Source organism: Arcanobacterium phocae (assembly GCF_900105865.1).
Lineage (GTDB): Bacteria > Actinomycetota > Actinomycetes > Actinomycetales > Actinomycetaceae > Arcanobacterium > Arcanobacterium phocae.
In genome coordinates, this window is record NZ_LT629804.1 from 728,170 (window position 1) to 740,689 (window position 12,520).

Sequence of the window (12,520 nt, forward strand, 5' to 3'; positions counted from 1 at the left end):
TGTTAGAGCTGTAAAAGCAGACGGTTCGAAAGTTAAATCGTTTCGATCCGCCGCCTTAGCTCAGTCGGTAGAGCGTCTCACTCGTAATGAGAAGGTCGTGGGTTCGATTCCCACAGGCGGCTCCACTAGTTCCCCCTGGTATGTCAACGAAAAGTTGAAATCAGGGGGGTTCTGTTTTAGGGCTTTGCATACCGTATGCATACCAATGAAATGAAAACGCTGCCCGTAGCTATGAGCCTATGAGGTCGTAAAACGCCATCCAGTTACGCATCTGGTGTCTATAACATGAAAACATCGAAATAATGCCAAAAATTCGAATGTGATAGGGGTTACGTTGGTTTGGTTTGACGTGGGGGTGGTTGGTGGGTAAAGTATTTATCTGTTGCGAGGCGCTGGTCTGGTTTTCTGGTCTGGTTGTTTTCGCTGGTTTTCCTTCTTGCTTGATGCATTGTTGTGGTGTGTCTTGTGGGTGTGGGTGTGTTGTTTGATATCTCAATAGTGTGTCAGCTTTTTATTTTGATCATATTTTTTTGATGGCAGATGGTGGGCTGGTCTTTTGGGCTGGTTTGTTGTTTGTTGTTGTTTTTATTTTGGATGAGCTAGTTTTGGTTTGTCTGTTTTTAGAGTCTGTTTTTCGGGCTTTTCGAACGTGTATTGATTGGATGCCCTTTTTGTGGGGTGTTTGGTTTTTGTTTGGAGAGTTTGATCCTGGCTCAGGACGAACGCTGGCGGCGTGCTTAACACATGCAAGTCGAACGATGAAGCCCTAGCTTGCTGGGGTGGATTAGTGGCGAACGGGTGAGTAATACGTGAGTAACCTGCCCCCTTCTTTGGGATAAGCCTTGGAAACGGGGTCTAATACTGGATATTCTGCTTCTGCCGCATGGTGGGGGTTGGAAAGGTTTTTCTGGTGGGGGATGGGCTCACGGCCTATCAGCTTGTTGGTGGGGTGATGGCCTACCAAGGCGTCGACGGGTAGCCGGCCTGAGAGGGTGACCGGCCACATTGGGACTGAGATACGGCCCAGACTCCTACGGGAGGCAGCAGTGGGGAATATTGCACAATGGACGAAAGTCTGATGCAGCGACGCCGCGTGGGGGATGAAGGCTTTCGGGTTGTAAACTCCTTTTAGCACTGAACAAGGCGAAAGTTGAGGGTAGGTGTTGAATAAGCGCCGGCTAACTACGTGCCAGCAGCCGCGGTAATACGTAGGGCGCGAGCGTTGTCCGGAATTATTGGGCGTAAAGAGCTCGTAGGCGGTTTGTCGCGTCTGCTGTGAAAGACCGGGGCTTAACTCCGGGGCTGCAGTGGGTACGGGCAGACTAGAGTGCGGTAGGGGTAACTGGAATTCCTGGTGTAGCGGTGGAATGCGCAGATATCAGGAGGAACACCGATGGCGAAGGCAGGTTACTGGGCCGTTACTGACGCTGAGGAGCGAAAGCATGGGGAGCGAACAGGATTAGATACCCTGGTAGTCCATGCCGTAAACGTTGGGCACTAGGTGTGGGGCCTATTTCCATGGGTTCTGTACCGTAGCTAACGCATTAAGTGCCCCGCCTGGGGAGTACGGCCGCAAGGCTAAAACTCAAAGGAATTGACGGGGGCCCGCACAAGCGGCGGAGCATGCGGATTAATTCGATGCAACGCGAAGAACCTTACCAAGGCTTGACATACACTGCGACATGCTAGAGATAGTGTGGCCTTCGGGGTGGTGTACAGGTGGTGCATGGTTGTCGTCAGCTCGTGTCGTGAGATGTTGGGTTAAGTCCCGCAACGAGCGCAACCCTTGTCTTGTGTTGCCAGCACGTTATGGTGGGGACTCACGAGAGACTGCCGGGGTTAACTCGGAGGAAGGTGGGGATGACGTCAAATCATCATGCCCCTTATGTCTTGGGCTTCACGCATGCTACAATGGCTGGTACAGAGGGTTGCGAGCCTGTGAGGGTGAGCGAATCCCTTAAAGCCAGTCTCAGTTCGGATTGGGGTCTGCAACTCGACCCCATGAAGTCGGAGTCGCTAGTAATCGCAGATCAGCAACGCTGCGGTGAATACGTTCCCGGGCCTTGTACACACCGCCCGTCACGTCACGAAAGTTGGTAACACCCGAAGCCCGTGGCCTAACCTTTTTGGGGGGAGCGGTCGAAGGTGGGATTGGCGATTGGGACGAAGTCGTAACAAGGTAGCCGTACCGGAAGGTGCGGCTGGATCACCTCCTTTCTAAGGAGCTGCCTACATGCCCGTGTTTAATGTTTTGTTTTTTGTGGGTGTGGCTGGTGTCCCTGTTTTGGGGTGTTGGTTGTGGTGGTTTTTAGTGGAAAATGGTTGAGATGAGAAGTTGGCATGCTGTTGGGGTGTGGGGTAATACTCCTTGTGCTGCCTGTGATGGGCTGATGACTGTTTGGGTTGTTGGTTTGTTGTGGTGTTGGTGTGGTGGTTGAGAATTGTATAGTGGACGCGAGCATCTTTGGTTTTTTGTAAGTGTTCAAGAGCGTTCGGTGGATGCCTTGGCATACGGAGCCGATGAAGGACGTTGTAGCCTGCGATAAGCCTCGGGGAGTTGGCAAACGAGCTGTGATCCGGGGGTGTCCGAATGGGGAAACCTGGCCAGAGTTGTTTCTGGTTACCAGCATCTGAATGTATAGGGTGTTTGGGGGTAACGCGGGGAAGTGAAACATCTCAGTACCCGCAGGAAAAGATATTCTGTTAGTAGTGGCGAGCGAAAGCGGAAGAGGCTAAACCATGTGCGTGTGATAGCTGTCGGGCGTTGCGTGTGTGGTGTTGTGGGGCCGTGTTTTGACCTTGCCGATGAGGGGTCGAGTAGTGATAAATGCTGGTGTGTAGACGAATCAGTTGGGAAGCTGGACCGTAGACGGTGAGAGTCCGGTAGTTGGAACATGCTAGTCTGCTTTGCATGGTGCCCGAGTAGCACGGGACTCGTGAAATTTCGTGTGAATCTGCACAGACCACTGTGTAAGCCTAAATACTTCGTGTGACCGATAGTGTATGAGTACCGTGAGGGAATGGTGAAAAGTACCCCGGGAGGGGAGTGAAATAGTACCTGAAACCGGACGCTTACAATCCGTCAGAGCCTCCTTGGTAGGGGTGATGGCGTGCCTTTTGAAGAATGAGCCTGCGAGTTAGTGGCATGTAGCGAGGTTAACCCGTGTGGGGTAGCCGTAGCGAAAGCGAGTTTTAAAAAGCGTTGTTAGTTGCATGTTCTAGACCCGAAGCGGGGTGATCTACCCATGGGCAGGTTGAAGCACGTGTAAGAGCGTGTGGAGGACCGAACCCACTTCAGTTGAAAATGGAGGGGATGACCTGTGGGTAGGGGTGAAAGGCCAATCAAACTCCGTGATAGCTGGTTCTCCCCGAAATGCATTTAGGTGCAGCGTCGTGTGTTTCTTACCGGAGGTAGAGCGACTGGATGGCCGATGGCCCTTATCGGGGTACTGACGTCAGCCAAACTCCGAATGCCGGTAAGTTAGAGCACGGCAGTGAGACTGCGGGGGATAAGCTTCGTAGTCGAGAGGGAAACAGCCCAGACCGCCGGTTAAGGCCCCTAAGCGTGTGCTAAGTGGGAAAGGATGTGGAGTTGCTGTGACAACCAGGAGGTTGGCTTAGAAGCAGCCACCCTTGAAAGAGTGCGTAATAGCTCACTGGTCAAGTGATTCTGCGCCGACAATGTAGCGGGGCTAAGTACACCGCCGAAACCGCGGCAATGAAATATTTTTGTTTTGTTGGGTAGGGGAGCGTCGTGCGTGAGGTGAAGCAGCACAGGTGACTGGTTGTGGATTTCGTACGAGTGAGAATGCAGGCATGAGTAGCGAATGACGGGTGGGAATCCCGTCCGCCGAATGACTAAGGGTTCCAGGGCCAGGTTCGTCCGCCCTGGGTTAGTCGGGTCCTAAGGCGAGGCCGACAGGCGTAGTCGATGGGCAACCAGTTGATATTCTGGTACCGGGCGAAGACCGTCAAGTGTTGAAATATGGGATACTAACCATCCAAACCATCATCTTCTTCCTTCGGGTTGGGGTGTGTGGGGAGCGTGGGACCTGATCGTAGAGTAGACAAGCGTGTTAACAGGGGTGACGCAGAGTGGTAGCTCCGCGTGGCTAATGGCTTGCCACGTTTAACAGTGCAGCCCGTTCCCTAGGTAAATCCGGGGGGCGTGAGGGTGAGGCTGGATGATGACCCACTATTGTGGGGAAGTAGAGTGATCCTGTGCTGTCGAGAAAAGCCTCGACGTTAGGTCTTTGGCCGCCCGTACCCTAAACCGACACAGGTAGTCGAGTAGAGAATACTAAGGCGAGCGAGTGAATCGTGGTTAAGGAACTCGGCAAAATGCCCCCGTAACTTCGGAAGAAGGGGGGCCTGGATCCTGAAGCCTGTACTGGCTAGGGTGAAAGGCCGCAGAAACCAGGGAGAAGCGACTGTTTATCAAAAACACAGGTCCGTGCGAACACGTAAGTGGATGTATACGGACTGACGCCTGCCCGGTGCTGGAAGGTTAAGAGGAACGGTTAAAACACTTTTGTGTGTTTGACGCTGTGAATTTAAGCCCCAGTAAACGGCGGTGGTAACTATAACCATCCTAAGGTAGCGAAATTCCTTGTCGGGTAAGTTCCGACCTGCACGAATGGCGTAACGACTTCTCCACTGTCTCAACCGCGAACTCGGTGAAATTGCATTACGAGTAAAGATGCTCGTTACGCGCAGCAGGACGGAAAGACCCCGGGACCTTTACTATAGCTTGGTATTGGTGTTCGGTACGGCTTGTGTAGGATAGGTGGGAGACTATGAGACAGCCACGCCAGTGGTTGTGGAGTCATTGTTGAAATACCACTCTGGTCGTGCTGGATGTCTAACCTTGGACCATGATCTGGTTCAGGGACAGTGCCTGGTGGGTAGTTTAACTGGGGCGGTTGCCTCCTAAATGGTAACGGAGGCGCTCAAAGGTTCCCTCAGCCTGGTTGGCAATCAGGTGTTGAGTGTAAGTGTACAAGGGAGCTTGACTGTGAGACCGACAGGTCGAGCAGGTACGAAAGTAGGAACTAGTGATCCGGCGGTGGCTTGTGGAAGCGCCGTCGCTCAACGGATAAAAGGTACCCCGGGGATAACAGGCTGATCCTGCCCAAGAGTTCATATCGACGGCATGGTTTGGCACCTCGATGTCGGCTCGTCGCATCCTGGGGCTGGAGTAGGTCCCAAGGGTTGGGCTGTTCGCCCATTAAAGCGGCACGCGAGCTGGGTTCAGAACGTCGTGAGACAGTTCGGTCCCTATCCGCTGCGCGCGTAGGAAACTTGAAAAGGGCTGTCCCTAGTACGAGAGGACCGGGACGGACGAACCTCTGGTGTGCCAGTTGTTCCGCCAGGAGCATGGCTGGTTAGCTACGTTCGGAAAGGATAACCGCTGAAAGCATCTAAGCGGGAAGCCTGCTTTGAGATAAGGTTTCCATAAACATTAATGTTTTGAAGGCCCCCTATAGACCATGGGGTTGATAGGCCAGACGTGGACAACAAGTAATTGTTGGAGCTGACTGGTACTAATGGCCAACCACTTATTTAAAAACATGAAACATTTCTTGTGTTACAAGCGTGTTCGCGTCTACTATACGATTCTTGACTCCCACACATAAAGCATGTGTGTTACGTCAACCATTTTGACGGTGGTCATAGTGGCAGGGAAACGCCCGGTACCCATACCGAACCCGGTAGCTAAGCCTGCTAACGCCGATGGTACTGCACTCGAGGGAGTGTGGGAGAGTAGGACACCGCCGTCATCCAAACTCTGATAAGAGGGGTTCAGCTTTTGGCTGGACCCCTCTTTGATTATCTGCGTAAACCGCTTGGCAAGCGGTCAGTGTTCACTATTAATTCTTTAACTTTATCCGGTGTGTTCCAGCATCGGCTACGCAGAGCAGATTTCCGTTCTGGGATGCCGACTGGTGTCGGTGCGAGACTATTTTTTGACCGTACTTCGTTTGCGATAAGCGAATGTCCTATGTTCGATGTTCTTCGCATACGTCAGTATCACTAGTACTACTGTAAAAAATCGTTCATTTCGATCTGCTAGTTTAGCTGGTTAGCGTCTCTTCCTGATCTAGGTATCGTGTTGTAGTATTGGGAGCCCAATATTCTAGACCGTCGTGACTTATTTGCTTACGAACAGGATTAAGTCGTCTTAGGTTTTCGTGCTCTCAGACGTATTCTTATTTTAAGGTAGGGGGCGAGTCTGAACAGACTCGCCCCCGGTACAATGAGTGTGCTGAATATTAGCCCTGGAACTCATGCGCACGATTGTTAGCACTACGCATCAAGATATCGAGCCGGTCTGTTGTAATACGTAGAATCTGCGAGAGTGCGACAACCTGTTCGACTTGTTGCTCATTACCGAGACGGCGTCGCGCATCGGCCAAGATCATCTCCATCGAATCTTCGGTGGATAGGAATGCAACATACGGCAAGTCAAATTTGTTACCGTATTCTTCAGCGATTGCTGATAGTTCCGCCAACTGCTGTTCGCTGGCTGATCCCAATGCAAGCGAACCGATGTCTCGAGACAGTCCATCCGCCTCATCCGACGTTAGTAGTGCAAACATATTTGGATAATCTGCAATTAGTTCCTGACGCTTGGCTTCGTCTGCCTGTACTACAGCCATGAGTAGTGCATTACGCAGCTCTTCCGATGTATTAAACGGACGGGCCTGCCATGCCGTTTCTAATGGCCACACGTGCGTATTGAATAGGCTCCGGAACGTGTCAACGAATTCTTCTTGAGACATGTTGTTGACGTTCTCCAGAGTAACCCCAGCTACCACGTCGTCTGTAGTCTTCGCAGTGTGACATGTCATGTGGAAGAAGACCAAGTTAAGTAAAATAGCGGTAATCGAACCGATTGACATGCCAGAAGAGAAGAATACTTGTGCCCAGTTGGGGAATACCTGTGCGATCTCGGGACGGAACGTCACCAGCATTGCCAGGCCTAACGACGTCGTAACAATAGTCGCGATCCGGTAGTCAGCAAGATTCGACTTGGCAATCGTTTGCAACCCAACCCAGGCAACATTCGCGAAAAGTGCCAACGATGCTCCACCCAACACTGGGGACGGAATCGACGCGACAAGAGCGCCAACCTTTGGTAGTAAACCAACGAAGATCATGAGTACGCCAGCTCCGGCAGCAACCCAGCGGGACTTGATACCAGTCAGTCGGACAAGGCCAACATTCTGAGCAAACATGGTGTACGGGAACGAATTAAGGACGCCGCCGAGGGTGGTGGATACGCCGTCGGCACGAATAGCGGCGGCTACGTCGGCAGAGGTGATGCGTTTGCCAACAATCTCGCCGGTAGCAAAAACGTCGCCGGTCGTCTCAACCATGGTAATCAGCATGACGATAAGCATGGAAATAATCGCAGTGAACGAGAAAACTGGCCATCCGAAATAGAACGGTGTGGTTACACCGAGGGCAGGTGCGTTCACAACAGCATCGATTTTTTCGGGCTGAATATGGTTCAGCAGTAGCGCGATTGTTGTTCCACCGACAAGGCCGATGAGCACTGAGATTGTGCCCAAGAAACCACGGAAGAATCGTTGCACAAGCACAATAGCAAAAAGCGTCCCAAAGCCGTATGCTAAGTCGCGCACGGATGGAACGCCGTCGGCATAGTTAACGAAATCATTTGCCGATACTGCGAGGAGCGATGTGCCCATGACCAGAAGGACGGTTCCGGTCACGTGGTGCGGGAAGAATCGTAATAGTTTCGCAAAGTAAGGGGCCGCAAAGAAAGTAAACAGGCCGGCCACGATAATCGATCCGTAAATGACAGGAAGTGATGCCTCGCCACCGGCGCCGTCGGTCGCAGCAAGACCGATCGCAATAATAGGAGCGACCGCGGTGGTGGTGACACCCTGGATAATCGGCAACCGCACACCGACTTTGTTGGTGACGCCAACACTTTGAATGAGCGTTGCGATGCCGCAGGTGAAAAGGTCGGCGTTGATGAGATGGATTGTCGTTGCCGGATCGAGCTTCAGCGAAGATGCTATGAGCAGCGGAACGATCACTGCACCGGCGTAGAAGGCCAATAGGTGCTGAAGTGACAAAAGGACAAGTTTCGGCGCCTTAGGAATGGCGTTCACGGAATTATTTTGGTTCACAAGAGTCATGGTAGTGGCTCATTTTCAGTCAGATAAACTACGTCTATTATGTGGACTGTTATAGTCCATTTTTTGAAAAGGCGTAGGAATCGGGAAGGTAACAGTATGGAGACAATTTTGTATCGGTACTATCGAGCGCCCATCGCCTTAGTGCATACTAAGGGCTATGACTAACGACGCTTTTCATAATGGTAGCGGCGCATCGACGTCGGCACCCCACGACTTTTCCACAGAAAATCACTTATCTTTAATAGAAAATAACGGTATTGACATTATTTCGGAGGACGAGCGTACTGCTAAACCAGCCGACTTGTTCTGGCCCTGGTTCGCTGCGAACGTCTCCGTTTTTGGAATCTCCTACGCATCATTTGTCTATGGGTTTGGAGTGTCATTCGTCCAAGGTCTTATCGTTGCTGTGATAGGCATAACTATCTCCTTTGTGCTGTGTGGCGTGATCGCTATTGCTGGAAAACGTGGCTCTGCACCAACGATGATTTTGTCTCGCGCGGTCTTCGGAGTATATGGGCAAAAAATTCCGGGCGTTTTTTCATGGCTTATTTCGATCGGGTGGGAAACGTTTTTAGCGATTATGGCGACGTTGGCTACCGCGACCGTTTTTACCCAGCTGGGGTGGAATGGCGGAACGACGACGAAGATCATCGCGTGCTTAGTGATCGCCGGGATGATCGTGTCAGCGTCGATCGCTGGTTATCACATCATCATGAAAGTTCAGTCTGTTTTAACGTGGCTGACGGGGGCGCTCACTATCGTTTATGTTGGGTTGACGATTCCGCACATTGATATGTCGGTTATCCTGGCTCAACCAGCAGGGTCGACGACGGCGGTTATCGGCGCACTTGTTATGGTTATGACTGGTTTCGGACTTGGCTGGATTAATATTGCAGCCGACTGGTCACGGTACCAGTCACGAGATGCGTCTGCGGGAAAAATTGTTTTATGGAATACCCTTGGCGGAGCGATTTCGCCAGTGCTTTTGGTTATTGCTGGGTTATTGATTGTGGGGTCGAACCCAGAATTGAACGAGGGGATTGCGGTAGATCCGATCGGGACGTTGGCGAGTATTTTACCGGCATGGGTGCTGGTGCCATTTTTAATAACAGCAGTTCTGGGTTTGGTTTCGGGAGCTGTTTTGGGTATATATTCCTCTGGTTTGACGCTGTTGAGCTTGGGTGTGAAGATTCCGCGTCCAGCTGCGGCTGGGATCGATGGCCTCATTTTGACGGCAGGAACAATTTGGGTGGTGTTTTTCGCTCAAGATTTCCTTGGCCCGTTCCAATCATTTTTAATCACGCTAGGCGTACCAATCGCATCCTGGGCAGGCTTGATGATGGCAGATATTGCGTTGCGCAAGCGGGAATATGATGACGAAGCGCTGTTTAATCCGCATGGAATATACGGCTCATGGGACTGGACTTCTTTGTCGATTATGGCTGTCTCGTCATTTATCGGCTGGGGGCTAGTGATTAATAATTTTGCCAACGAGGCTGCGTGGAACAACTGGCAAGGATATTTACTCGGACCTTTAGGATTGGGTGGACGCGACGGCGAGTGGGCGTGGGCTAACCTCGGTGTACTGTGTGCACTGATTCTTTCTTGCCTTGCTGGTTACGTACTGCGTTCGAAAAAAGTAGCATTTCAAGAAAACCGACGGTAGCTATATGTAAGTCGTGGTGGGCGGCTTAGCCGCCCACCACGAGTCTATGCGAAGGAAAGGAACATTTTTTCGAGATGTTCTTCTTCGACATCTTGGCCAGTCGAATAGCAGGTCTTCATACCAGTAGCAATAACCAGATATCCTGCTCTATCCACTGCTTTAGCTACAGCGGCAAGCTGTGGAATGATGTCATGGCAGTCTTGTTCGCTTTCTAAGGCTGCTATCACTGCATCGAGTTGTCCGCGTGCTCGTTTGAGACGGGTAACTGCAGGTTTGACATCCTGTGCTGGAAGTTTCACGTATTATCTCCTTGGGTATGGTCGATTACGCAGTGCGTGCGCGCTGGCCGTAAGACCATGTTATATATCCGCCATCGAGGTTAGCGCATTCAAGCCCGGAGTTAGTAAGCATAGTGCAGGCAATGTGGCCGCGTAACCCAACTTGGCAATGAACCAGAACTTTCTTTCCGCGAAGTTCTTCTACGTGGTCTCGCAATTCGTCGACTGGGATATTGATTGCTCCAGGGATTGTTCCGCGGTTGTATTCTGCCTTAGTTCTCACATCAACGAGTTGCCAGCCATCGGCAAGAGCATCGTCAAGCTCATGCCATTGACGTGTTTGTTCACCTGTACGGCCGTTATCTGCGATGAAACCAAGCATGTTGATTGGATCTTTAGCAGAGCCGAATTGTGGCGCATAAGCTAATTCAAGATCGGCGAGATCTGAAGCTTTCAAGCCAGCTCGCATAGCAGTAGCAATGACGTCAATACGCTTGTCAACACCTTGAGTTCCAACAGCTTGGGCGCCAAGAATAGAATCGCTATCAGCGTCCACGATCAGTTTAAGGTGGAGGCTAGATGCGCCTGGATAATAGCCAGCGTGATGAACTGGATGCGAGTGAATGACACGAATAGTTTTACCTTCGGAACGGGCACGGCGTTCATTCCAACCAGTTGAGGCTGCTGCGAGACCAAAAAGACCGATGATCGCAGTACCTAAGACAGGTAGGCTGTGTGTTTGACGACCAGTGATCACATCAGCTACCAAACGCCCATGGCGATTGGCTGTTTGAGCGAGTGGAACCATGACTCCTGCGCCAGAAATAAGATCAGTTTTTTCGGCTGCATCGCCAAGCGCGAAAATTGCTGGATCATTCGTTCGATGTTGAGAATCGACTGTAATTCCTCCGCGCTGGTTGACCTCGAGTCCAGCGTTTCGTGCCAAATCAGACGCAGGACGTACCCCTAGAGCGGCAATGACTATATCAGCGTCAACTTTTTCGTCGCCGATAGCTACGTAGCCTTCTCCAATAGCAGTAACTTGTGAGTTGGCACGAATGGTCACGCCATGATTAATCATGTGTTCAGTGACCATGGCTGCCATTTCTTCGTCAAATGGTCCCATAATATGAGGAGCTTGCTCGATAACTGTTGTAGCAATCGATCTTTTAGTGAGGTTTTCAGCTAGTTCCAATCCGATAAACCCGCCACCGATAATGACTGCTTTGCGAGCAGAAGTGGCTTGTACATATTCGATGATGCGATCTGTATCTTCGACGTTTCGCAGTGTCAGAGCTGTTTCAATACCGGGGATCGGAGGCATTAGCGGTTGGGCGCCGGGAGACAAAACAAGGTAGTCATACTTTTGAGTGTATGTTCCTTCTGGGCCGCTGACGGTAACTGTCTTTGCTGCGCGGTCAATGCTGGTAGCGGTGGAGTTGATGCGCACATCCAGGTTGAAGCGAGACTTGAGAGATTGGGGCGTCTGTAGGAGTAAGTTCGAGCGCTCAGTAATCTCACCACCGATGAAATATGGCAAACCGCAGTTAGCAAACGAAACATATCCAGATGATTCTAAGACGATGATGTCCATGTTTTCATCGTTGCGCCGCAGTCGAGTGGCGGTGGACATTCCCCCGGCAACTCCGCCAACAATAACGGTGGTAGTCATATTGTTCTCCTTGAAGTGGTTGATTGTTATCCGGTTGTTTTAGCTGAATAGTGACCGGAAGAATCCGCCACCCTTAGCTTGTTTCTTTTCTTCTTCAGTGCATGTGCACCATTGGCTCGCTGGTACTTGAGCTTTGACAGAAGCGATATGTTGACCGCATCCGCCCCAGGTTGTTTTACCGCAGTTTTTGCAGGTGACGGGGTAGCACATGTTGTTCTCCTTGTTTTATTTAAGTAGGCGTCCTTAGGTGGATGTTTTGGAAGTCTAAGAACATTAGTAAATATACCCCCGGGGGTATATTTACTGCAAGGCGAATGAATTCAATCTATGTGGTTCATGTTGCGTGGTGAGAATCGCGGCAGGCAATAGATGACCGATCGCGAGCCAGAATCCGGCGATAATGAACCAAATTATGTTCATGAGTGTGCTACCTATCCTGCTATTTGGCTTTTCATAACTGTTCTGCCAAAAGGCCAGAGTAGATAGCCAGCAATACGAAAGATAGCTAAGCTCATCGGAATAGTGACGATGAAAATAAGTCCGATAGCGCCAGCGATGAGGTATGCGAAAAACATTTCGGTTCCGCTGAAGACGAGCCATAAGAACAGCTTAAAGGGTGGCTCCCACATAGTTTGGGATACAGCGGTGACATAAGGCTTCTGACCTAGCCTAAAAACTTTAAAAAGACGTAAACTGTAAGTAGTGTGCTTAGGCGCATCAGATATAGTGTTACCGA

6 protein-coding genes, 1 tRNA gene and 3 rRNA genes are annotated in these 12,520 nt (G+C 50.9%); 5 read left to right on the forward strand and 5 right to left on the reverse strand.

Annotated elements, in window-relative coordinates; all coding sequences use genetic code 11:
- Window positions 1-49 precede the first annotated feature (49 nt).
- The 4 genes from BLT51_RS03080 (at window position 50) to rrf (ending at window position 5,780) form a co-directional block, all read left to right on the forward strand.
- A tRNA-Thr gene (locus BLT51_RS03080) sits at window positions 50-125 on the forward strand.
- Window positions 126-690: 565 nt separating this feature from the next.
- A 16S ribosomal RNA gene (locus BLT51_RS03085) occupies window positions 691-2,217 on the forward strand.
- Between the two features lie 255 nt (window positions 2,218-2,472).
- Window positions 2,473-5,566 (forward strand): 23S ribosomal RNA (locus BLT51_RS03090).
- A 96-nt stretch (window positions 5,567-5,662) separates the two neighbouring features.
- Window positions 5,663-5,780, forward strand: a 5S ribosomal RNA gene (gene rrf, locus BLT51_RS03095).
- Together the 16S, 23S and 5S rRNA genes form the textbook arrangement of a ribosomal RNA operon.
- 492 nt (window positions 5,781-6,272) lie before the next feature.
- Here the strand turns inward: rrf and BLT51_RS03100 are convergent.
- Entirely contained in the window at window positions 6,273-8,132 is a 1,860-nt protein-coding gene (locus tag BLT51_RS03100) for a solute carrier family 23 protein (RefSeq protein WP_407922104.1), read from the reverse strand.
- A 193-nt stretch (window positions 8,133-8,325) separates the two neighbouring features.
- Between BLT51_RS03100 and BLT51_RS03105 the strand changes: the two genes are divergently transcribed.
- Window positions 8,326-9,834, forward strand: a complete 1,509-nt coding sequence (locus tag BLT51_RS03105; RefSeq protein WP_091279796.1) for a purine-cytosine permease family protein — start codon at window positions 8,326-8,328, stop codon at window positions 9,832-9,834.
- A 44-nt stretch (window positions 9,835-9,878) separates the two neighbouring features.
- On the opposite strand, the gene BLT51_RS03110 is transcribed toward BLT51_RS03105, so the two are convergent.
- The 4 genes from BLT51_RS03110 to BLT51_RS09285 all read right to left on the reverse strand — a co-directional run bounded on the left by BLT51_RS03110 (window position 9,879) and on the right by BLT51_RS09285 (window position 12,359).
- Window positions 9,879-10,133, reverse strand: coding sequence for a metal-sensitive transcriptional regulator (locus BLT51_RS03110; protein ID WP_091279799.1), 255 nt, complete (start codon window positions 10,131-10,133; stop codon window positions 9,879-9,881).
- A 25-nt stretch (window positions 10,134-10,158) separates the two neighbouring features.
- Entirely contained in the window at window positions 10,159-11,784 is a 1,626-nt protein-coding gene (locus BLT51_RS03115; protein WP_091279801.1) for an FAD-dependent oxidoreductase, read from the reverse strand.
- 300 nt (window positions 11,785-12,084) lie between these two features.
- On the reverse strand, window positions 12,085-12,204 hold the full coding sequence (locus tag BLT51_RS09420) for a YccF domain-containing protein (protein ID WP_253282140.1): 120 nt from the start codon (window positions 12,202-12,204) through the stop codon (window positions 12,085-12,087).
- Between the two features lie 11 nt (window positions 12,205-12,215).
- Window positions 12,216-12,359, reverse strand: a complete 144-nt coding sequence (locus tag BLT51_RS09285; RefSeq protein ID WP_231943976.1) for a YccF domain-containing protein — start codon at window positions 12,357-12,359, stop codon at window positions 12,216-12,218.
- Between the last annotated feature and the right edge of the window lie 161 nt (window positions 12,360-12,520).